Source organism: Heterorhizobium halophytocola (genome assembly GCF_017873095.1).
Classification (GTDB): domain Bacteria; phylum Pseudomonadota; class Alphaproteobacteria; order Rhizobiales; family Rhizobiaceae; genus Allorhizobium; species Allorhizobium halophytocola.
The window spans coordinates 1-22,421 of sequence record NZ_JAGGJU010000009.1 but is presented as its reverse complement, the minus strand read 5'-3'; the positions used below and the strand labels follow the sequence as shown (position 1 = coordinate 22,421).

Here is a 22,421-nt window from a genome sequence, read left to right as displayed (position 1 = left end):
GATAAAGGTGGAACAAATTGTGGCAAACATAAAGGGTGGGCTGACGGGAAAGGTTCCGTCCTGTCTTGGAGACGGGTCGCACAGGGCCGGAAGATACCCCTTCATTCAACCGATTTAAAATCGAAAAAATTTCTTTAAATCGATTAAATAATTGAAATTATTGGCTATTTCTGATTCTTGTCTTGCTAGCTTAGGCATTCCGCCCTAGGTTCTGATCGAAGTTTTCAATTTTTCGTCGCAACATGAAGGAAAGCGGATGATGGAGGAGCTCGGCCTGTTCAACCCAGACAACGGGGTGGCAAGACTCGGTCTGAAGGATGCTGCGCGCGTCTATTACAATCTGACGCCCAACAAGCTTTACGAGGAAACGATCCGCCGCGGCGAGGCCGTGCTGACCGCCGACGGCGCCGTCTGTGCCGATACCGGCCAGCACACGGGCCGCTCGCCGAAGGACAAGTTCGTCGTCAGGGACGAGATGACCGAGGGGCAGATCTGGTGGGACAACAACAAGCCGATGTCGCCCGATCAGTTCGAGCTGCTGCGCCAGGACATGCTGGCCCATGCGGCCGGGATGGATCTTTTCGTGCAGGATCTGGTGGGTGGCGCCGACGCCGACAACGCGCTTCCGACCCGCGTCGTCACCGAATATGCCTGGCATTCGCTGTTCATCCGCAATCTGCTGATCCGGCCGGAGCGCGAGAGGCTGAAGGGCTTCCTGCCGCAACTGACGATCATCGACCTGCCGAGCTTCAAGGCCGATCCGCAACGGCACGGTTGCCGGACGGAAACCGTCATCGCGTGCGATTTCAAGAACCGGCTGATCCTGATTGGCGGCACATCCTATGCCGGCGAAATGAAGAAGTCGGTGTTCACCACGCTGAACTACCTCTTGCCGGAAAAGGGCGTGATGCCGATGCATTGCTCCGCCAATGCGGGGCCGGATGGCGACGCGGCGGTCTTCTTCGGCCTGTCCGGCACCGGCAAGACCACCTTGTCGGCCGATCCCGCCCGCACGCTGATCGGCGATGACGAACACGGCTGGGGCGAGGCGGGCATCTTCAACTTCGAGGGGGGCTGCTACGCCAAGACCATTCGTCTTTCGGCCGAAGCCGAGCCGGAAATCTATGCCACCACCAAGCGCTTCGGCACCGTGCTGGAAAATGTCGTGCTCGACGAGAACGGCGTTCCGGACTTCGACGATGGCTCGCGCACCGAAAACACCCGCTGCGCCTATCCGCTGGACTTCATTCCGAACGCTTCCGACAGCGGCAAGGCCGGGCATCCGACGACGATCATCATGCTGACGGCCGACGCCTTCGGGGTGCTGCCGCCGATTGCCAAGCTGACGCCGGAACAGGCGATGTACCACTTCCTGTCTGGCTACACCGCCAAGGTGGCCGGCACCGAAAAGGGCGTGACCGAGCCGGAAGCGACCTTCTCGACATGTTTCGGCGCGCCGTTCATGCCGCGTCATCCGGCCGAATATGGGCGCCTGCTGCGCGATCTTATCGCACGGCACGACGTCGATTGCTGGCTGGTCAATACCGGCTGGACCGGCGGCGCCTACGGCACCGGCAGCCGGATGCCGATCAAGGTGACGCGCGGCCTGCTGTCTGCGGCGCTGAACGGCAATCTGAACGCGGCCGATTTCCGCATCGATGCGAATTTCGGCTTTGCCGTTCCGGTGGCGGTCGAGGGGATCGAGCCCGGTATCCTCGATCCGCGCTCGACATGGGCCGATGGCGATGCCTATGACGCCCAGGCGCAAAAGCTGGTCGGCATGTTCATCTCCAACTTCGCCAAGTTCGAAGACCATGTGGATGCCGGCGTGCTGGAGGCAGCCCCGCAACTGCCGATGGCCGCCGAATAATCGGCATCCCGCTTTCCGATTTCAGAAAACCCGGCGAACGCTTCGCCGGGTTTTCGCGTTTGGGGGGCGACAGACCGGTGGATTGTGTGGAATAGAAGCCGCCGAAGGGATTTGGGCCATGGCCAGCGAAGCGCTCATCGTCAACAGCAAGATCACCATCGCCGGCTGGGAGCTGAGCGAGCAATTCGTGCTGGCCGGCGGGCCGGGCGGACAGAACGTCAACAAGGTCTCGACGGCGGTCCAGCTGTTTTTCAGCGTGCAGAATTCACCGGCACTGAATGATCGCGTGAAGGCCAATGCGCTGAAGCTTGCCGGTCGCCGGGCCTCCAAGGACGGTGTGGTGATGATCGAGGCCAATCGGTTTCGCAGCCAGGAGCGCAACCGCGAGGATGCCCGCGAGCGGCTGAAGGAGCTGATCCTGAAGGCCGCCGAGCCGCCGCCACCGCCGAGACGCAAGACGCGGCCATCCAAGGGATCGATCGAGCGGCGGCTGAAGGAAAAGAGCGGCCGCTCCGAGGTCAAGAAGATGCGCAGCCGTCCGGAAAAAGACCAATAGTACGCGCGGGAAGGGCAAGAGGAGTTCGGCGGATATGGCAAAGCCCGACAGCCTGCCAGAGGGCCTCGATTTCCATCCGGCCTTTCTGGATCGTGCGGAGCAGGAAGCCCTGCTCCTAGACATCAGGGACGTGGTGGCCGCAGCGCCGCTCTATACGCCGGAAATGCCGCGCAGCGGCAAGCCGCTTTCGGTGCGGATGACCAATTGCGGCCGCCTCGGCTGGCTGACCGATCGTCAGCGCGGCTATCGCTACCAGGAGACGCATCCGGTGACCGGCAAAGCCTGGCCGGCCATTCCACGGAAATTGCTCGACATCTGGCAAAGCGTCGGCGGCTGCGACCGGCCGCCGGAGGCCTGCCTGGTCAATTACTATGGGCCGGACGCAAAAATGGGCCTTCATCAGGACAGGGACGAGACCGATCTTTCCGCGCCGGTCCTGTCCATTTCCCTGGGCGACAGCTGCCTGTTCCGGGTGGGTGGCTTCGAGCGCAATGCGCCGACGCGGTCGTTTCGGCTGGAAAGCGGCGATGTTCTCGTTCTCGGCGGCGAAAGCCGGCTGCGCTTTCATGGCGTCGACCGGATCTATCCGGGCACCTCGACACTGCTGAAATCGGAAGGCCGCATCAATCTGACGCTGCGCCGCGTCACGCCATAGGGACACAAGCTTCGCCGAACACATTGCAGGCGATGGATCGCCTACAGTTTTCTGAGTGCGACCGAATCGATCAGGTGGTTTTCCCCCTTGCGCAGGATGAGATCCGCCCGCGGGCGGGTCGGCAGGATGTTTTCGCGCAGGTTCTTCAGATTGATATTGGCCCACAGATCCTCGGCCCGCGCCAGCGCTTCGTCCTCGCTGATCGCCGCATAGCGATGGAAATAGGAATTGGGATCCCGGAAGGCCGTCTGCCGCAGGTTCATGAAGCGGTTGACATACCAGTTGTGAATGAGCGGCTCGTCGGCGTCGATATAGATCGAGAAGTCGAAGAAGTCTGAGACCATCGGCACGATCTTGCCGTCGGCCGGCAGGTCGCGCGACTGCAGCACGTTGATGCCCTCGAAGATCAGGATATCGGGCCGGTCGATCGTGGTGAACTGTTCCGGCAGGACATCATAGGTCAGGTGCGAATAGCAGGGTGCCGCAACATTCGGACGCCCGGCCTTGATCGCCGCGAGAAAGCCGAGGATGGCGCTGGTATCGTAGCTTTCCGGAAAGCCCTTGCGGTTGAGGATATCCTTCTGGATCAGCGTCGCATTGGGATAGAGAAAACCGTCGGTGGTGATCAGGTCGACCTTGGGGCTGGAGGGCCAGCGCCGCAGCAATTCCTTCAGGATACGCGCGGTGGTCGACTTTCCGACCGCGACAGACCCGGCAATGCCGATAACGAAGGGTGTCTTCGTTACGTCGGACAGGCTGAGGAAGCGGTTGCGCTGCTGAAACAGCAGCAGCGAGGATTCCACATGGGCCGACAACAGACGCGACAGCGACAGATAGATCCGCCGCACCTCGTTGAGGTCGATCGGGTCGCCAAGCGAGCGTAACCGCTGCACCTCGTCCGCCGTCAGCGTCAGCGGCGTGTCGGCGCGAAAGCGGGCCCACTCTTCGGAAGAGAAGAAGTGGTAGGGGGAAAAATCGTTAGCCTGGAAATGATCCAGCGGCGCCCGCGGTTCGGCATTCCTGCTTGACGTGCTCATGGGTTTTTACGACCGGCCTTTTCCGCAAGCCCGGACTGTGTGGTCCGGCGCTCCAGTTCCTGCATCACGGTGTCGAGAGGAATATCGGCGATCTTCAGCACCACCATCAGATGATAGAGCAGATCGGCACTCTCATAGACGAGATTGTCGTGATCATGGGTGACGGCGGCCATCACCGTTTCCACCGCTTCCTCACCGAGCTTCTTGGCAGCCTTCGGCTGGCCAGCAGCAACGAGCTTTGCCGTCCAGGATTCCTCCGGCGACGCCGCGGCGCGCCTGGCCACGATCTCCTCGAGATCCTTGAGAGAAAAATCGCTCAACCCGTATCCTCCGTCCTCACACCCGCGTTACAGCCTCAATCGAGGCGCATGGCAAGCCCGTGTTCCGACATATAACGCTTGGCTTCCCCGATCGAATGGGTGCCAAAGTGGAAAATGGATGCTGCAAGCACGGCTGTCGCGTGGCCCTCGCGCACGCCGGCCACCAGATCGTCGAGATTGCCAACACCGCCGGAAGCGACCACCGGCACGCGCACGCTGTCGGCGATCGTGCGTGTCAGTCCGATATCGTATCCGCTCTTGGTGCCGTCGCGGTCCATGGAGGTGACCAGCAACTCGCCGGCGCCGAGCTCTACCACCTTGCGGGCGAATTCCACGGCGTCGATACCGGTCGACTGACGTCCGCCATGAGTGAAGATCTCCCAGCGCGGAATTTCGTTTTCACGTGAAACCTTTTTCGCGTCGATCGACACCACGATGCACTGGTTGCCGAACTTGTCGGCGGCTTCGGCAACGAAATTCGGGTTCTTCACCGCCGCCGAATTGATCGATACCTTGTCGGCGCCGCAGAGCAGCAGCTTGCGGATATCCGCCACCGCGCGCACGCCGCCGCCGACCGTTAGCGGCATGAAGCAGTGCTCGGCCGTCTGCGCGACGACGTCGAAGATCGTGTCGCGATTGTCGGAAGAGGCGGTGATGTCGAGAAAGCAGAGTTCGTCGGCACCGGCCGCGTCATAGGCCTTGGCGGCCTCGACCGGGTCGCCGGCGTCGATCAGGTCGACGAAGTTGACGCCCTTGACGACACGTCCGTCCTTGACGTCGAGGCAGGGGATTACGCGGGCCTTGAGGGTCATGGCGGTTCCTTCAGGCGCTGGCGCGGGCAGCGCGGATGAGGTCGAGTGCCTCGGTGGGGTCTATCCGGCCATCATAGAGGGCGCGTCCGGAAATCGCACCTTCGAGTTTCCCGGCATCGGGCTCCAGCATGCGGCGGACATCGTCGATCGAGGCAAGCCCGCCGGAGGCGATGACGGGAATGGAAACGGCATCGGCCAGTTCCAGCGTCGAGTCCCAGTTGATTCCGGTCAGGATGCCGTCACGGTCTATATCGGTATAGATGATCGCCGCGACGCCGGCGCCCTCGAATTTGCGGGCAAGCTCGATCACACCGAGTTCGCTCGCCTCCGCCCAGCCTTCGACCGCCACCTTGCCGCCCTTGGCATCGATGCCGACGGCAATCTTGCCGGGGAAACGCTTGCAGGCCTCGATCACCAGCGCCGGATCGCGCACGGCAACCGTGCCGAGGATCACCCGCGACAGGCCGCGCGACAGCCAGTTCTCGATATGCTCGAGGGTGCGGATGCCGCCGCCGAGCTGCACCGGGTTCTTCGTCGCCTGCAGGATCGCATCGACCGCAGCGCCATTGACGCTGGAACCGGCAAAGGCACCGTTGAGATCGACCACATGCAGCCATTCGAAGCCTTGGTTCTCGAAGGCCCGGGCCTGGCCGGCCGGATCGGGATTGTAGACCGTCGCCTGCTCCATATCGCCGAGCTTGAGGCGCACGCACTGGCCATCCTTGAGGTCGATGGCGGGGAAAAGGATCATTTCGGTTTATCCTCGTGTGCCGGGAAGGGGCCTCAGGGCGCCCAGGACAGGAAGTTTGCGATCAGCTTCAGGCCGAGCTTCTGGCTCTTTTCCGGGTGAAACTGGGTGCCGACCAGATTGTCGCGACCGACGACAGCCGTCATCGGCCCGCCGTAATCGGTGGTCGCGATGACCTCATCGGCGTTTTCGGCCGCCAGATGGTAGGAATGGACGAAATAGGCATGCAGTCCGTCCGGCCCGGTCTCGATATCGTCGAACAGCGGATGCGGCCGGTTGAGATTGAGCGTGTTCCAGCCGATCTGCGGGATCTTCAGCGCCGGATCGGCGGGCGTCATCTCGACCACGTCGCCCTTGATCCAGCCGAAGCCGTGGGTCGTGGTCTTTTCAAGTCCGCGCGACGACATCAGCTGCATGCCGACGCAGATGCCGAGAAATGGCCGGGCCTTGCCCTCGACCGCTTCGACCAGTGCCTCCGGCATGCCGGTGACGGCATCGAGGCCCTTTCGGCAGTCGGCATAGGCGCCGACGCCCGGCAGGACGATACGATCGGCCGCTGCCACGGCCTCCGGCCTGTCGGTCAGGTCGATGGTCGCGTCGATGCCGGCTTCGCGGGCGGCCCGTTCGAAGGCCTTGGTGGCCGATTTCAGATTGCCGGAGCCGTAGTCGATGATGGCAACACGCATGGTCTGTTCCTTTGCCGTGTCCGCTTAGCCAAGGGTGCCCTTGGTCGATGGAATGCGGCTTGCCTGTCTCGGGTCGATTTCGAGCGCCGTACGCAATGCGCGGGCGACCGCCTTGAAGCAGGTCTCGGAGATATGGTGGTTGTTGGCACCGTAATAGTTGAAGACATGCAGGGTGATCCCGGCATTCTGGGCCAGCGCCTGGAAGAATTCACGCACCAGTTCGGTGTCGAAGGTGCCGATCTTCGGCGAGGAGAACTCGACATTCCAGACCAGGAAGGGCCGGCCGGAAACATCGATCGCCGCCTTGGTCATGGTTTCGTCCATGGCAAGGTCGATCGAGGCATAGCGGGTGATGCCGCGGCGGTCGCCCAGCGCCTTGGCAATCGCCTGGCCGATGGCAATGCCCGTGTCCTCGACCGTGTGGTGGTCGTCGACATGCAGGTCGCCTTTTGCCTCGATCACCATGTCGACGAGCGAATGGCGGCTCAGCTGGTCGAGCATATGGTCGAAAAAGCCCACGCCGGTCGAGATCTTCGATGTACCGGTGCCGTCCAGGTTGACGGAAACGGAGACTTCGGTCTCGTTGGTCTTGCGGGAAATCTCGGCTTTACGTTCGGCCATCAGGCTTCTCCTTGGAACTGTCGAGGTTCCATATCAGCAGGTTTTGCAAATATCCAGCAGGCAAGCGCCTGCAGCCTGTCGGGGGCAGACCGGGGACCGGGACGTTTGCAAATGCGCGGGCCACACTTACATAAAGCGCCAAGCAGGCCATTGTTGGCCAGACGAACCGCCCCGCACTGGGGCACACGGGTGAATGAATGACGACAATTATCACAGTTCGCAAAGGTGGAACGGTTGTCATGGCCGGCGACGGCCAGGTCAGCCTCGGCCAGACGGTCATGAAGGGCAATGCCCGCAAGGTGCGCCGCATCGGCAAGGGCGGCGAGGTGATCGCCGGATTTGCCGGCGCCACGGCCGACGCCTTCACGCTGCTCGACCGGCTGGAAAAGAAGCTCGAGCAATATCCGGGGCAGCTGATGCGCGCCGCCGTCGAGCTTGCCAAGGACTGGCGCACCGACAAGTATCTGCGCAATCTCGAAGCCATGATGCTGGTCGCAGACAAGTCGACGACGCTGGCCGTCACCGGCAATGGCGACGTTCTGGAGCCCGAACATGGCACGATCGCCATCGGCTCGGGCGGCAATTATGCCTTTGCCGCCGCACGCGCCATGATGGACAGCGACAAGTCGGCCGAGGAGGTCGCCCGCAAGGCGCTGGATATCGCGGCAGACATCTGCGTCTACACCAATCACAGCATCATCGTCGAAGCGCTGGAAGCCGACGCCTGACCCTGTCTTCTAAGGATATCAGAATGACCAATTTTTCCCCGCGGGAGATCGTGTCCGAGCTCGACCGCTACATTATCGGCCAGCATGACGCCAAGCGCGCGGTCGCGATTGCACTCAGAAACCGCTGGCGCCGCCAGCAGCTCGAGGAAGGGCTGCGCGACGAGGTGATGCCGAAGAACATCCTGATGATCGGCCCGACCGGCGTCGGCAAGACCGAAATCTCGCGCCGGCTGGCAAAGCTTGCGGGCGCGCCCTTCATCAAGGTCGAGGCGACCAAGTTCACCGAAGTCGGCTATGTCGGCCGCGACGTCGAGCAGATCATCCGCGATCTGGTGGAGACCGGCATCACGCTGGTGCGCGAAAAGAAGCGTACGGAGGTGGAAGCCAAGGCCCATGCCGGAGCGGAAGAACGCGTGCTGGATGCGCTGGTTGGCGCCACCGCATCGCCCGGCACCCGCGACAGCTTCAGAAAGAAGCTGCGCGCCGGCGAGATGGACGACAAGGAGATCGACATCGAGGTTGCCGACAGTGGCGGCGGCATGCCGGGTCTCGAGATACCGGGCATGCCCGGCGCCAATATCGGTGTGCTCAACATTTCCGATCTGTTCGGCAAGGCCATGGGTGGCAAGACCAAGAAGGTCCGCACGACGGTCCGGGCCTCCTACACCGATCTGATCCGCGACGAGTCCGACAAGCTGATCGACAACGAGGTGATCCAGCGCGAGGCCGTTCGGTCGGTCGAGAATGACGGCATCGTTTTCCTCGACGAGATCGACAAGATCGCGGCTCGCGACGGCGGCATGGGCGCGGGCGTGTCGCGCGAAGGCGTGCAGCGCGACCTGCTGCCGCTGGTCGAAGGCACGACCGTCTCGACCAAATATGGTCCGGTGAAGACCGATCATATCCTGTTCATCGCGTCCGGCGCCTTCCACGTCTCCAAGCCCTCGGACCTTCTGCCGGAGCTTCAGGGACGTCTGCCGATCCGGGTCGAGCTGAAGCCGCTGACCCAGGACGACTTCCGACGGATCCTGACGGAACCGGAGGCGAGCCTGATCCGCCAGTACAAGGCGCTGATGGGCACGGAAGAGCTGAATCTCGACTTTACCGAGGATGCGATCGATGCGCTTGCCGATATCGCGGTCAAGCTCAACTCCTCGATCGAGAATATCGGTGCCCGCCGCCTGCAGACCGTCATGGAGCGGGTGCTCGACGAGATCTCGTTCAATGCGCCCGATCGCTCGGGCAGCGAGGTGATGATCGACCGCGCCTATGTCGAAAAGCATGTCGGCGATATTGCCGGCGATGCGGATCTGTCGCGCTACATCCTCTGACGCTTCAATGCAACAAGGCCGGGGCGGCCGAAAAATCTGCCCCGGCCTCGACAGTGGCACGATCGCTTTATAAGTATGTCCGCCCCGGCCATGATGGCCCGGGTCGAAATGATTCCAGGCCTGCTTCGGGGGACGCGAGGCTGCTGAGACAATAAAGGCATATGATCGTGCGACGCTCCGTCCTTACCGCTTTTCTCATCCTTGGCCTGACCATGCCGGCCGCCTCTGCTGTCGCCGCGACCCGGATGCCGCCCGGCAACCGCCATGCCGAACAGCCGCCGGTGCCCGGCGCCTCCGTTCGCCGCACCAAGGCCGGCAAGACCACCTTCGACCTGAAATACGACAAGGTCTATGAGCTGCTGTCGACGGATCACCGGCTGATGGGCAAGATCAAGTCCACAGCGTCCGCCTATGGCATCGATCCGATCCACATGATCGGCGCGATCGTCGGCGAGCACACCTATAATGTCGATGCCTATGACCGGCTGCAGAGCTACTACGTCAAGGCCGCGTCCTATGCCGGCAAGGCCTTCAACTTTTCCTATGACGGCGAGAAGATCGACGACTTCGTGGCCCGGCCGCAATTTGCCAGATGTGCCGGCATCACCGAGTCCTACCAGTTGTGGACCTGTCGCGACGAAGTCTGGCGCGCCACCTTCCAGGGCAAGTCGGTCGACGGCAAGAGCTTTCCGAACAATCGATTCAGCGCGGTCTTCTTCCAGCCCTTCTATGCCGGGCAGACCTTCGGCCTCGGCCAGATCAATCCGCTGACCGCTCTGATGATGAGCGATCTGGTCAACAGGACATCGGGCTATCCCAAGCTCGATGCCGACGACGCGGGTGCCGTCTACAAGGCCATCATGGATCCCGACCGTTCGCTGGCCTACATGGCAGCGATCATCCGGACGTCAATCGACGATTATCGCCGATATGCAAATGTCGATATCTCCGGCAATCCGGGCATCACGGCAACGCTTTTCAATGTCGGCGACCCGAAGCAGCGCGCCCAGGCTCTGGCGGCCAAGGGCGGTCTGCCGGAAGAGAATTACTATGGCTGGCTGATCAACGACAAGCTGCCGGAACTGCAGCGGCTGCTGTAACGTTCGTCGAAGGATATCAGGCTCAACGCGAAGGTGAGGGAATGACGTCGATGGACCTTGCAATTCCGCCCTTCGAGCCGCCGGCGCCGATCCCGCGAACCGTGCCCCCCGGGCGGCTGGAGGTGATCCGCACCGTCTTTCGCAATCCGCTCGAACTTTGGGGTGAGGCGTCTTACACGCTACCCTGGATTGACACGCGCTTCTTTGGCCGGCGCAGCCTGATCGTCAATCATCCCGGCCTGATCCGGCATCTGCTGGTCGACAACGCCTCGAACTACAAGATGCAGAACGTCCGCCAGCTTGTCTTGCGGCCGATCCTGCGGGACGGCTTGCTGACGGCTGAAGGACTGGTATGGAAGCGCACCCGCAAGGCCATAGCCCCTGTGTTCACGCCGCGTCATGCGAAGGGTTTCGCCACCCAGATGTACGCCAAATCGATCGACTTCGTCGAGGAAAGCTATTTCGGCGCCGATGCGACCGGGCTGCCACGGGACATCTCCGTCGACATGGCTCAGATGACCTTCGCCATCTTGTCCGAAACGCTGTTTTCAGGCGAGATCGCGGTGTCGGAGGAGACCTTTTCCAGGGATACCGAAAATCTCCTGCACTTCATGGGCCGGATCGATCCGATGGACCTGATGGAAGCGCCCTCCTGGGTGCCGCGCGTCACCCGGATCGGCGGTGGACCGGTAATGGCGAAGTTCCGCGATATCGTGAAGAACACGATCGACATGCGTCGCAGGCGCGTCGCGGCGGATCCCGCAAATGCGCCGCAGGATTTTCTCACCCTGATGCTGGCGCTGATCGACACCGACAGCGGCCTTACCGAAGACGAGCTGCAGGACAATATCCTGACCTTCATCGGCGCCGGCCACGAAACCACGGCCCGGGCACTTGCCTGGACGCTTTATTGTGTCGCCAATACGCCATCGGTCCGTGAAGCCATGGAAGACGAGATCGACCGTGTCTTGGCGGAGGCGGTCGATCCCGTCGACTGGCTGGAAAGCATGCCGCATGTCCGGGCGGCTTTCGAGGAAGCGATGCGGCTCTATCCGCCGGCGCCCTCGATCAACCGGCAGGCGGTGAAGGCCGACAGCTGGACATCGCCGGAAGGCGAAGTGGTCGAGATCCCGGCCGGCGTGACCGTGCTGATCATGCCCTGGACGCTGCATCGTCACGAACTGCTCTGGGAGGAGCCGCGGCTGTTCAGACCGGAGCGCTTCCTGCCGGAGAATCGTGGCAAGATCGACCGTTTCCAGTATCTGCCCTTCGGCGCCGGCCCGCGTGTGTGCATCGGCGCTACCTTCGCCCTGCAGGAGGCGGTGATTGCGCTCGGGGTGCTGATGCATCGATACCGTTTCGATCCTTTGCCCGGCTTCAGGCCTTGGCCTGTCCAGCGGCTGACGGTTCAGCCGATCAAGGGTATGCCGATGCGGGTCACGCCGCGTGCCGCCAAGCAAGCCCTCTGAGGTTCGAACACGCCGGCTTTTGCCGTGGACGCGCTGGCGAGCAGATCTTTCTCCTGCCATAACGGTTGCCTGTGATGAGCGTATGCGTGGAGGATGGCGTGGCCTCGCCGGTTTTGCTGGGTATCGATACGGGCGGCACCTATACCGATGCCGTGCTTTTTTCCGAACAACAGGGCGTGATTGCCAAGGCCAAGGCGCTGACGACGCGGCACGACCTTGCCATCGGCATGGCCGGCGCCGTCGATGCGGTGCTTTTAAGTGCCGGAACGGCGCCTGGCGACATTGCCATGGTCTCCCTGTCCACCACCCTAGCCACCAATGCCCTAGTCGAGGGGCAGGGGGGCCGCGTCGGGCTGGTCATGATCGGTTTTGGCCCCGACGATCTGAAGCGGGACGGGCTTGACCATGCGCTGGGTCAGGATCCTGTCGTGTTTCTGGCCGGCGGCCACGATGTCCATGGGGGCGAAACGCCGCTCGACCTCGATCCTCTGCGGCAGAGGATTGCCGCGCTGAAGGACGAGGTCTCGTCTTTTGCCATTGCCGGCTATTTCGCCGTGCGCAATCCGGCCCATGAATGCAGGGTGCGTGACCTGTTGCTGGAGGCCACCGATCTGCCCGTGACCTGCAGCCACGAGCTGTCGTCGAAGCTCGGCGGTCCGCGCCGGGCGCTGACCACGGTGCTGAACGCCCGGCTGGTATCCATGATCGGCAGGCTGATCGATGCCTGCGAGCGGTTCACGACGGCAAGAGGGATTGCCGCGCCGATGATGGTGGTGCGGGGAGATGGTGCGCTGATGTCGGCCCAGGATGCGCGGCTTCGCCCGATCGAGACCATCCTGTCCGGTCCGGCGGCAAGCCTGGTGGGCGCGCGCTATCTGACCGGACTCGACGAGGCCCTGGTCTCGGATATTGGCGGCACGACGACCGATATCGCCGTTCTCGAAGGCGGCCGGCCGCGGCTGGACGAACAGGGCGCCACGGTCGGCGGCTACCGGACCATGGTCGAGGCCGTCGCCATGCGGACATTTGGTTTGGGGGGCGATTCGGAGGTGAGGATCGACGAACGCGGGCTCACCGCCAGGATCGATCTCGGACCGCGCCGCGTCCTGCCGCTCGGACTTGCGGCGCATCTGCATGGCGATGCGGTGACAACGGTGCTCGAACGGCAACTGCGGGCACCGCGCGCCGGTCGGCATGACGCACGCCTTGCCGTCAGAACCGGCTTGCCCGACCGTTTCGCCGCCGGTCTCACCGCGAAAGAGGCCGAGTTGTTCGATGGGATCGGCGATAGCCCCGTGGCCCTCGACGATCTGATCACCATGACATCGCAGCTGGCACTGCTCGACCGGCTGGTGGCGCGCGGCCTCGTGCATATCGCGGCGCTGACGCCGTCCGACGCCATGCTGGCGCTCGGACACCAGCAGCAATGGGACCGGCGCGCCGCAGTGCTCGGGCTCAGCCTGGCTGCCCGTGTCAAAGACGGCGCCGGCCGGCCGATTGTCGACGGCCCCGAGGCGCTTGCCGGACGCATCTTCGACCGGCTCGTCCGGCGGTCGGCTGAAACGCTGCTGGGCGCAGCACTCGGAGATGACGGTGTCGCCGGCATCGACCCTGCGACATCCCCGATCATCGATCGGGCGCTGAACCGCACCAGGGGCATTGCCCGCTTTCAGGTCGGCCTCGACCGGCCGCTGATCGCCCTTGGCGCTTCCGCGCCGGTTTATTACCCGGCTATCGGAGCCCTGCTCTCGGCCGAGGTCCATGTGCCGGATGACGCGGATGTTGCCAATGCCATCGGTGCGGTGGTCGGCCAGGTGCGTGCGAGCGTCACGGTTTTCGTCACGGTGCCGGAAGAGGGGCGCTATGTGGTCCAGGGTGAGGGCGAGGCGGCCGTCTGCACCAATGAAGAAACGGCCATCGCCACGGCGCGGACGCGAGCGGAAGCGGGCGCCATCGCACGCGCGCGCGAAAGCGGTGCCGTTGCCCCGGTGGTCGATGTGGGCGTCGAGATCGACGGGGCCGAGATCGAGGGGCGGCGGACGCTGATCGAGGCGCGGGTGACGGCGATCGCCAGCGGGCGACCGCGTTTTGCATCCTGAGATTATTTCCGTTTCGGCGAAAATCTTTCGAACTCCTGCCGCGTTGACAAGCAATGGCAAGCAGCGTTTGCTTCCGCACGAATTTTGTATTCCCAGACGGAGATTGACCATGGCGCGCGTCGAAAAATACGGTCTTGCGATCGACGAAAAACTGCACGACTTCCTGGTCGACGACGCATTGCCGGGGACCGGCGTGGAGGCGGAGGCCTTCTTCTCCGGACTTGCGAGCCTGGTCCACGACCTTGCGCCGAAAAACAGGGCACTGCTCGCCACCCGCGACGCGATGCAGGCCAAGATCGATGCCTGGTACCGCGAGAATGGCGCACCGTCCGACATGGGCGTCTATGAAGCCTTCCTGCGCGAGATCGGCTATCTGCTGCCGGAAGGGGGGGATTTCTCCGTTAAGACGGATCATGTCGATGCGGAGATTGCAAAGATCGCCGGCCCGCAGCTGGTCGTCCCGGTGATGAATGCCCGCTATGCGCTCAACGCTGCCAATGCGCGCTGGGGCTCGCTCTATGATGCGCTCTATGGCACGGACGCTATCTCGGAAGAAGGCGGCGCGGAGAAAGGCAAGGGCTACAACCCGAAGCGCGGCGAAAAGGTCATCGCCTGGGCGCGTGCCTTCCTCGACGACGCCGTACCGCTGGCATCGGGATCATGGGCCGATGTGGCGTCGCTTTCGGTTGCGGGCGGCAAGCTGGTGGTAGGCCTTGCGGGCGGCGTAACGAGCGAGCCTGCCATGTCGGGCAGCTTCGCCGGTTATCTCGGACAGCCCGAGCAGCCGACCTCCATCCTGTTGCGGCATAACAACCTGCTGGCCGAAGTGGTGGTCGATGCCGGCGGCGATATCGGCAAGGCGGATCCGGCCGGGATCAACGATGTCAGGCTGGAATCGGCCATCACGACGATCATGGACTGCGAGGATTCGATCGCGGCAGTCGACGCCGAGGACAAGGTTCTCGTCTATTCCAACTGGCTCGGCCTGATGAAGGGCGATCTGACGGAAAAACTCGAAAAGGCCGGGCGTACGATCACCCGCGCGCTCAATCCCGACGTGCGCTTCACGGCGCCGGACGGCTCGAGCTTCGATGTACATGCCCGATCGCTGATGCTGGTGCGCAATGTCGGACACCTGATGACCAATCCGGCCATCCTCGACAAGGATGGGGCGGAGGTGCCGGAAGGTATCATGGATGCCGCCGTAACAGCGCTGATCGCGCTGCACGATATCGGGCCGAACGGTCGGCGGCAGAATTCGCATGCCGGTTCCATGTATGTGGTCAAGCCGAAGATGCACGGGCCGGAGGAGGTCGCTTTCGCCGTCGAGATTTTCTCGCGGGTGGAAGCCATGCTCGGCATGGCGGCCAACACCATCAAGATGGGGATCATGGACGAGGAACGGCGCACCACCGTCAACCTCAAGGAATGCATCCGAAATGCCCGCGAACGCGTCGTCTTCATCAATACCGGCTTCCTCGACAGGACAGGCGACGAGATCCACACCTCGATGGAAGCGGGTCCGATGATCCGCAAGGGTGACATGAAGCAGGCCGCCTGGATTTCGGCCTATGAGAACTGGAACGTCGATATCGGACTGGAATGCGGCCTGTCCGGCCATGCGCAGATCGGCAAGGGCATGTGGGCCATGCCGGACCTGATGGCGGCCATGCTGGAGCAGAAGATTGCCCATCCGAAGGCCGGGGCCAACACGGCATGGGTGCCATCGCCAACGGCGGCGACCCTGCACGCCACGCATTATCACAAGGTCGATGTCGCAGACGTCCAGGATCGCTTGAAGAGCCGCGACCGGGCCAAGCTTTCCGACATCCTTTCGGTGCCCGTGGCAACGCGGCCGAACTGGACGCCGGACGAGATCCAGGCCGAACTCGACAATAACGCGCAGGGCATCCTCGGCTATGTCGTGCGCTGGATCGACCAGGGCGTCGGCTGCTCCAAGGTGCCGGATATCAACAATGTCGGCCTGATGGAGGACCGCGCGACCTTGCGCATTTCCTCGCAGCACATGGCCAACTGGCTGCATCACGGCGTGGTCGGCGAAGAGCAGATCGTAGAAACAATGAAGCGCATGGCGGCCGTCGTCGACAAGCAGAATGCCGGCGATCCGCTCTACCGGCCCATGGCCCCGGATTTCGATGGCTCGATCGCCTTCAAGGCCGCCTGCGATCTCGTCTTGAAGGGGCGCGAGCAGCCGAACGGCTATACCGAGCCGGTTCTGCATCGCCGCCGGCTGGAGCTGAAGGCCTCGCGCCAAGACTGACGCCGCGCCTCCTGAGCTAGGCTCAACAAAAAAGCCGCCTCGAAGGGCGGCTTTTTCACAAGATGCTGTTGTCGTGATCCTACTGGATGACGATCACCTTGGAGCTTCTGCCCGGATGCACGCGACCGTAGAGGTCGATGACGTCCTGGTTCATCATGCGGATGCAGCCCGACGACGCAGCCGTGCCGATCGAGTTCCATTCCGGCGTGCCGTGGATGCGGAACAGCGTGTCCTGGCCCTTTTCGTTGAACAGGTACATGGCACGCGCGCCGAGCGGATTGCGCAGGCCGCCGTCCATGCCGTCCTTGACGTATTTGGTGAGCGAAGGCTTGCGCTCTGCCATTTCCTTGGGCGGATGCCAGCTCGGCCACTGCTGCTTCCAGGCGACATAGGCATTGCCGGACCAGGCAAAACCGTCCTTGCCGACGCCGATGCCGTAGCGCATCGCCTTGTTGCCGGGCAGGATGTAATAGAGGAAACGCTCGCGGGTGTTGACGATGATGGTGCCGGCCCGCTCGCTGGTCGGATAGTTGACCACCTGGCGATAGAATTGCGGCTTCACCTTGCTGATCGGGATCGCCGGAAGCGTATACCCGGCATCCGTCATCGTGCCGTAGGAATCGCTGAAGATCTGTTTGGTCTCGACCTTCGCGCTCTCGCTGGAACCATCGGTCGTCGCGCAACCCGCGACGAAAAGGGTAGCCAGGAGACCGAAGGCGGTCAGGGCATTGCGGAAACGCATGGGGGGCTCATCTGTGCTGGGGTATGATGGAGGTATCGACCATCTTCGATTATGGTTTATTTTAAATTAATGGGCGCTTGGCAAGGAGACTGGCTACCGATCGGCGCAACCGTGGCGCAAATTAGAATTCCATGGTTTTTTTGCAACAAAGATAAGGATGGGATAAACGGTTAGCCCATGACTCTTTTGCAGGTTTCGGCAAACAATCCGTTAGTGGACGGACGCCAGTCCGATAAGGCGTTAATGATTCGCCGCGGCATGCAGGCGCTGTTGCGCGACATGCGCCATGCGGTGCTTCCGGAACTTGTGCTGGCCGGAGGGCGCCGGGCCGATCTCGTTTCGCTGTCGGACAAGGGAGAAATCTGGATCATCGAGATCAAGTCGTCGATCGAGGACTTCCGGGTCGATCGCAAATGGCCGGAATACCGGCTCTGCTGCGACCGGTTCTTCTTCGCCACCCATCCCGGCGTACCGACCGAGATCTTTCCCGAGGAATGCGGACTGTTCCTGTCCGACGGATATGGTGCCCATCTGTTGCGGGAGGCGCCGGAACATCGCCTGCCGCCCGCCACGCGAAAGGCGGTAACACTCACCTATTCGCGCACGGCCGCCGAGCGCCTGATGCAGGCGGAACTGGCCGCATGCGAAAAGTGGCCCGGCGTCTGATCGGACCTCAGGCACCGCGACTTACTTGGGCGCGCGCTTGGCGAGAATCCGCTGCAGCGTGCGGCGATGCATGTTGAGCCGCCTTGCGGTCTCCGAAACATTGCGTTCGCATGCTTCATAGACCCGCTGGATATGTTCCCACCGCACCCTGTCCGCCGACATCGGATTTTCCGGTACGTCGGCCTTCTCGCCCGGGCGCTGCGTCAGGGCGTTGAACACGTCGTCGGCATCCGCCGGTTTCGACAGATAGTCGAGCGCGCCGAGCTTCACCGCGGTCACGGCCGTTGCGATATTGCCATAGCCGGTCAGCACCACGATCTTGGTGTCGTCGCGCTGCTGGCGGATTGCCTCGATCACGTCGAGGCCATTGCCGTCGCCGAGCCTCAGATCCACCACCGCATATTTGGGCGGCGTGCTGCGCGACTTGGCGACACCCTCGGCGACGGACGCTGCGATGTCCACGCTGAAGCCGCGGGATTCCATGGCACGTGCCAGGCGGCGCAGAAAGGGGGCATCGTCATCGACGATCAGCAGGGTGGCGTCGGGGCCGATATAATCGGTCGATGAAAGTTGCGCATCTTCCAGATGGGGTTCCGCAGGCGTATATTCGGTCATGGTCGTCCTCGAAGGCTTCTTGAACCTGTAAGCCGGTTATACCCTATATATAGGCGCCTCAATCCCGCGCTGCCGAAATTGTCTCGATTCGCGTCCGTGGCCAGGTGATGACGACGCGGGCTCCGCCGCCATCCCCCCGGTTCTCGAAGCGCAGGACCGCGCCCGATCGCTCCAGCAGGGTCTTGGCGATGAACAGGCCGAGGCCGAGGCCGCCGGCGCTTTCCGCCCGGCTGCGGCTGGTCATGTAGGGCTCGCCGATGCGGGCCAGGATATCCTGCGAATAGCCGTTGCCGTCGTCTTCGAGCATGATCGTCACAAGGCTCGCGGTATAACCGACCGTGAGCGTCACCTTGTCGCGGGCATAGTCGACGGCGTTTTCGACGAGGTTGCCGAGGCCGAACTGGATGCCGGGGCTGCGCTCCAGCACAGGCTCGGGACCTTTGCCGCGTTGTTCGACCAGATCGATGGTGATGCCGAATTCGCGGTGCGGCGCGACCACTTCCTCGATCATCGAGGACAGGGGCAAAGTGCGCATGTGCTGCTCGCTTTCCGACGGCAGGCTGGTCAGCCGCCGCAGGATGTCGCGGCAGCGCTCGCTCTGGCTGCGCAGCAGGTGCACGTCCTCGCCGAAACGCTCGTCGTTTCCAAGCTCGCGCTCCATCTCCCGGGCCACGACGCTGATGGTCGCAAGCGGTGTGCCGAGCTCGTGCGCCGCGGCCGCTGCAAGCCCGTCCAGCTGCGAAAGATGCTTTTCCCGCTGCAGCACCAGTTCGGTCGCAGCAAGCGCATCGGAGAGAAGCGATGCCTCCTCCGAGACGCGGTAGGCATAGAATGCCGCAAACCCCATCATGGAAATGACCGATGTCCAGGTCGCCACGCTCATCACCGGCTGCTCGACCAGATGCTGGTCGCCATACCAGGGCAGCGGAAAGGGCGTGAAGAACTGAGCGCTGACGACGATGGCGGCGAGTCCCATCAGGATCAGCGAGTAATTGAGCGGCTGGGAGGAGAAGGAGATGATGACGGCGACGCAGAGCAGCGGCGCAAACGGATTGGCAAGCCCGCCGGTGATGAACAGCAGCGCTGCCAGCTGCAGCAGGTCGAAGCCGAGCAGCAGCGAGGCGGAGAGCGGCGACAGCCTGTGGGTCGAGGGAAAGGCCAGTGTCAGCACCAGGTTTGCCGCCGCCAGCCCTCCGATCAGGGCAAGGCAGGCAAACAGCGGAAGCGAGAACTGGAACCACAGGCCGACGACCAGAACGGTCAGCGTCTGGCCGGCGACCGCAAGCCAGCGCAGCCGCACCAGGGTTTCAAGCCGCAGGCGCCGGCTTGCCTCGTCGAAGCGCCCGTCGAAATTTGCCTTGAGCCGGTTGATCATGCCTGCCTCGTCATTTGCTGCGTGGTTTCGCGCGAGTGGTCGGCATAGCATCTGCCGGACGCTCGGGCCATTCGTGCTTGGGATAGCGCCCGCGCATGTCCGCCCGCACGTCTCTCCACGACCCCGCCCAGAAACCGGGCAGATCGCGCGTCGTCTGGATCGGGCGATGCGCCGGCGAGGTCAGTTCGAGGACCAGCGGCAGCGCCCCGCCACCAATCGTCGGATGGGTCTTGAGGCCATAGAGCTCCTGCACCCGGACCGAGATCACCGGCTCCTCGGCATCGTAACGGATGGGATGGGCCTGTCCGGTCGGCGCAGTGAAATGGCTGGGCGTCAGCACGTCCAGCTCCCGCTGCAGCGCGTGCGGCACCAGCGACAGGAGCCCCGCATGCAGGCTCGACGGATCGATCGTCTCCAGGCTGCGTGCAGACCCCTGGAACGGCACGAACCAGTCGTCGAGCCGCGCCAGAAGCGCCTCCTCCGACATGTCGGGCCAGGGGTCACCGAGCGTGCGATGCAAAAAGCCGATGCGCTGGCGCAATTGCCGTGCGGCCTTGGCGAAGGGCAGGACGTCGAGGCCCAATTGCCTCACCCCGTCTGCAAGACCCTCGGCCACCGCCGCACCGGTCGGTGCACCGCGCGGCGCCTCATCGAGCAGGATGGCGCCAAGCCGGGTCACACGGCGGGCCCGCACCTGGCGGCTTGCCAGATCGAAATAGACCTCGTCCTTCTGGCCGACAAGCTCCGGCATCAGCGCCTCGACATCGCCGCGCTCCAGCTCGGCAGCCGCAAGAATACGCTGGCGCCCGGCGCGACCGGTGAGGTCTGCAACGACCAGCATGCGGGCGGCTGCCAGCCGTTCGGTTTCGTCGAGTTCGCCGCCGCGCCCATTGGCCAGAACGAAACGCCCCCGCGCCCCGCGCGCCGCCGCGATCCGGTCGGGAAAGGCAAACATCAGCAATTGTCCCGCCGTCAGCACCTCTTGGCGTGCCGCGGGATCGCCGTTGCGCGGGCCCAGCCGCTTGGCGAGCTGGGCGGCGAGCTGGCGGGCCTTCGTCGCTCGTTCGCTCCTGTCGGTCGAAAAGCGCCGAAGCCGGTCTTCCAGATCGATCGACGGCCCCCCCAGTCCCTGTTCGCCGAGCAGCACGGCCAGCCGGCAGGCCGGCTCGCCCTGGCCAAGCGTTGCAGCGGCAATCGCCATCGCCGCCAGCCGCGGCTCCAGGCCGAGATCGCGCATCAGCCGGCCCTTGGGTGTCAGCAGCCCTTTGGTGTCAAGGGCGCCGAGCCTTGCCAGCAACTGCCGCGCCTCGGCAAGTGCAGCCGCCGGCGGCAGATCGATAAAGGAGAGGGTGGCGGGATCCTGCACGCCCCAATGGGCAAGGTCCAGGAGGAAGGCGGACAGATCGGTCGCCAGGATCTCCGGCGGCGTGAATGCCGGCATGGCGGCCGTCTGGCCCTCGTTCCAGAGGCGGATGGCGATCCCCGGCTCGGTGCGTCCGGCCCGCCCGGCCCGCTGGTCGGCCGAGGCGCGCGACACCTTGACGGTCTCGAGCCTGGTGATGCCGGTTGCCGGCTCGAACACCGGCAGGCGCTGCAGGCCGCTGTCGATCACGATGCGCACGCCGTCGATGGTGATCGACGTTTCGGCGATCGAGGTCGCCAGCACGATCTTGCGCCGACCGGGCGCTGCCAGCCGGATGGCGGCGTCCTGCTCTGCCTGGTCGAGATTGCCGTAAAGCGGCGCGATCAACGCATCGCCCGGCAGTGTCTCCGCAAGACTGGCGGCCACGCGGCGGATTTCGGCCTGGCCCGGCAGGAAGGCCAGGATCGAGCCCGGCTCGGTCCGGTAACACCGCGTGACCGTCTCGATCATGGCGTCCTCGATCCTGCTGCCGCCGCTGCGGGGCTGGTGGCGAATCTCCACCGGGAAACTGCGGCCCTGGCTCTCTATCACCGGCGGCCTGTCCATCAGGTCGGCGATCCGTGCCGTGTCGAGCGTCGCCGACATCACCAGGATACGCAAGTCCGGCCGCAAGGCCGACTGCACGTCGAGCGCCAGCGCCAGGCCGAGATCCGCGTCGAGGGAGCGCTCGTGAAACTCGTCGAAGATAACGGCCGCTATGTCCGCAAGCTCCGGGTCATCGAGAATCATCCGGGTAAAGACGCCTTCGGTCACAACTTCTATGGCGGTGCGTGCCGATATCCTTGTGTCGAGCCGCATCCGGTAGCCCACGGTTTCACCGACGCTTTCGCCGATCAGCTGCGCCATGCGGCGCGCGGCGGCGCGCGCGGCAAGCCGGCGCGGCTCGAGCAGCAGGATGCGTCGCCCGGCGCGCCAGGGAGCATCCAGCAATCGCAAAGGCACCAGCGTCGTCTTGCCGGCGCCGGGCGGGGCGCAAAGGATGGCTCTTGGACCTGCGGTGAGCGCTGTCTCGAGATCGTCGAGAACGGCGGAAACGGGGAGGGTGGGAAGACTGGCGCTCATGTCATCTGCTCTGGAAGTCTGTGTCGGGCGGACACTAGCGCCAAGCGCGGCATGCCGAAACCGGCTCTTTGTGATCCTGCGGGCTGCACCGTCATGTTCCTGCAGCAATCCGTGGAGCAACAGGGGCGTCGCAGTCGGCCAAAACGCCCCCGTGAGATGCAAAAATCGAGAAAACAAAATATTTTCAATTGCTTGTAACTTTTTCTATATTTTTCCTCTGGTGTT

At 63.4% G+C, this 22,421-nt stretch carries 20 protein-coding genes; 10 read left to right on the top strand and 10 right to left on the bottom strand.

Going from position 1 to position 22,421, the window contains the following annotated elements; all coding sequences use genetic code 11:
• Positions 1-259: 259 nt before the first annotated feature.
• The 3 genes from J2Z17_RS16180 (at position 260) to J2Z17_RS16170 (ending at position 3,081) form a co-directional block, all read left to right on the top strand.
• Positions 260-1,870: a phosphoenolpyruvate carboxykinase gene (locus J2Z17_RS16180; RefSeq protein ID WP_209946877.1), complete on the top strand. Its 1,611-nt coding sequence runs from the start codon at positions 260-262 to the stop codon at positions 1,868-1,870.
• Positions 1,871-1,988: 118 nt separating this feature from the next.
• Positions 1,989-2,426 carry an alternative ribosome rescue aminoacyl-tRNA hydrolase ArfB gene (gene arfB / locus J2Z17_RS16175; RefSeq protein WP_209946672.1) on the top strand — a complete coding sequence of 146 codons (438 nt, stop codon included), beginning with the start codon at positions 1,989-1,991 and terminating at the stop codon, positions 2,424-2,426.
• 34 nt (positions 2,427-2,460) lie between these two features.
• Positions 2,461-3,081, top strand: coding sequence for an alpha-ketoglutarate-dependent dioxygenase AlkB family protein (locus J2Z17_RS16170; RefSeq protein WP_209946671.1), 621 nt, complete (start codon positions 2,461-2,463; stop codon positions 3,079-3,081).
• A 41-nt stretch (positions 3,082-3,122) separates the two neighbouring features.
• Here J2Z17_RS16170 and coaA read toward each other — a convergent pair whose 3' ends face one another.
• The 6 genes from coaA to hisB are packed head-to-tail and all read right to left on the bottom strand — an operon-like array spanning position 3,123 to position 7,305.
• Entirely contained in the window at positions 3,123-4,118 is a 996-nt protein-coding gene (gene coaA / locus J2Z17_RS16165) for a type I pantothenate kinase (protein WP_209946670.1), read from the bottom strand.
• A complete protein-coding gene (locus tag J2Z17_RS16160) occupies positions 4,115-4,438 on the bottom strand; it encodes a phosphoribosyl-ATP diphosphatase (protein ID WP_209946669.1) in 324 nt (107 codons plus the stop codon). The genes coaA and J2Z17_RS16160 overlap by 4 nt, the downstream gene beginning before the upstream one ends.
• A 35-nt stretch (positions 4,439-4,473) precedes the next feature.
• Entirely contained in the window at positions 4,474-5,250 is a 777-nt protein-coding gene (hisF, locus tag J2Z17_RS16155) for an imidazole glycerol phosphate synthase subunit HisF (protein ID WP_209946668.1), read from the bottom strand.
• A gap of 10 nt (positions 5,251-5,260) precedes the next feature.
• Positions 5,261-6,001, bottom strand: coding sequence for a 1-(5-phosphoribosyl)-5-[(5-phosphoribosylamino)methylideneamino]imidazole-4-carboxamide isomerase (hisA, locus tag J2Z17_RS16150; RefSeq protein ID WP_209946667.1), 741 nt, complete (start codon positions 5,999-6,001; stop codon positions 5,261-5,263).
• Positions 6,002-6,033: 32 nt separating this feature from the next.
• Positions 6,034-6,684 (bottom strand): imidazole glycerol phosphate synthase subunit HisH, encoded by a 651-nt coding sequence (gene hisH, locus J2Z17_RS16145; protein WP_209946666.1) that lies wholly within the window; start codon positions 6,682-6,684, stop codon positions 6,034-6,036.
• Between the two features lie 24 nt (positions 6,685-6,708).
• Entirely contained in the window at positions 6,709-7,305 is a 597-nt protein-coding gene (gene hisB, locus J2Z17_RS16140; protein ID WP_209946665.1) for an imidazoleglycerol-phosphate dehydratase HisB, read from the bottom strand.
• Positions 7,306-7,502: 197 nt separating this feature from the next.
• Between hisB and hslV the strand changes: the two genes are divergently transcribed.
• The 6 genes from hslV to J2Z17_RS16110 all read left to right on the top strand — a co-directional run bounded on the left by hslV (position 7,503) and on the right by J2Z17_RS16110 (position 16,313).
• A complete protein-coding gene (gene hslV / locus J2Z17_RS16135) occupies positions 7,503-8,033 on the top strand; it encodes an ATP-dependent protease subunit HslV (RefSeq protein ID WP_209946664.1) in 531 nt (176 codons plus the stop codon).
• Between the two features lie 23 nt (positions 8,034-8,056).
• Positions 8,057-9,364 (top strand): ATP-dependent protease ATPase subunit HslU, encoded by a 1,308-nt coding sequence (gene hslU, locus J2Z17_RS16130; protein WP_209946663.1) that lies wholly within the window; start codon positions 8,057-8,059, stop codon positions 9,362-9,364.
• A 161-nt stretch (positions 9,365-9,525) separates the two neighbouring features.
• Positions 9,526-10,464 (top strand): DUF1402 family protein, encoded by a 939-nt coding sequence (locus tag J2Z17_RS16125; protein ID WP_209946662.1) that lies wholly within the window; start codon positions 9,526-9,528, stop codon positions 10,462-10,464.
• Between the two features lie 50 nt (positions 10,465-10,514).
• Positions 10,515-11,933: a cytochrome P450 gene (locus J2Z17_RS16120; RefSeq protein ID WP_209946661.1), complete on the top strand. Its 1,419-nt coding sequence runs from the start codon at positions 10,515-10,517 to the stop codon at positions 11,931-11,933.
• 98 nt (positions 11,934-12,031) lie between these two features.
• Complete coding sequence (locus J2Z17_RS16115; protein WP_209946876.1) at positions 12,032-14,032, top strand: hydantoinase/oxoprolinase N-terminal domain-containing protein; 2,001 nt, start codon at positions 12,032-12,034, stop codon at positions 14,030-14,032.
• Between the two features lie 109 nt (positions 14,033-14,141).
• Positions 14,142-16,313: a malate synthase G gene (locus J2Z17_RS16110; RefSeq protein WP_209946660.1), complete on the top strand. Its 2,172-nt coding sequence runs from the start codon at positions 14,142-14,144 to the stop codon at positions 16,311-16,313.
• 79 nt (positions 16,314-16,392) lie between these two features.
• On the opposite strand, the gene J2Z17_RS16105 is transcribed toward J2Z17_RS16110, so the two are convergent.
• Entirely contained in the window at positions 16,393-17,055 is a 663-nt protein-coding gene (locus tag J2Z17_RS16105) for a L,D-transpeptidase (protein ID WP_209946659.1), read from the bottom strand.
• A gap of 177 nt (positions 17,056-17,232) precedes the next feature.
• Between J2Z17_RS16105 and J2Z17_RS16100 the strand changes: the two genes are divergently transcribed.
• Complete coding sequence (locus J2Z17_RS16100; RefSeq protein WP_209946658.1) at positions 17,233-17,721, top strand: MmcB family DNA repair protein; 489 nt, start codon at positions 17,233-17,235, stop codon at positions 17,719-17,721.
• A gap of 21 nt (positions 17,722-17,742) precedes the next feature.
• On the opposite strand, the gene J2Z17_RS16095 is transcribed toward J2Z17_RS16100, so the two are convergent.
• Genes J2Z17_RS16095 through hrpB form a run of 3 tightly spaced genes read right to left on the bottom strand, consistent with a single transcriptional unit; the run spans position 17,743 to position 22,196 of the window.
• A complete protein-coding gene (locus tag J2Z17_RS16095) occupies positions 17,743-18,336 on the bottom strand; it encodes an ActR/PrrA/RegA family redox response regulator transcription factor (protein WP_280923373.1) in 594 nt (197 codons plus the stop codon).
• Between the two features lie 58 nt (positions 18,337-18,394).
• Positions 18,395-19,711 carry an ActS/PrrB/RegB family redox-sensitive histidine kinase gene (locus tag J2Z17_RS16090; RefSeq protein ID WP_209946657.1) on the bottom strand — a complete coding sequence of 439 codons (1,317 nt, stop codon included), beginning with the start codon at positions 19,709-19,711 and terminating at the stop codon, positions 18,395-18,397.
• A 10-nt stretch (positions 19,712-19,721) separates the two neighbouring features.
• Positions 19,722-22,196, bottom strand: coding sequence for an ATP-dependent helicase HrpB (gene hrpB, locus J2Z17_RS16085; RefSeq protein ID WP_209946656.1), 2,475 nt, complete (start codon positions 22,194-22,196; stop codon positions 19,722-19,724).
• Positions 22,197-22,421: the final 225 nt, after the last annotated feature.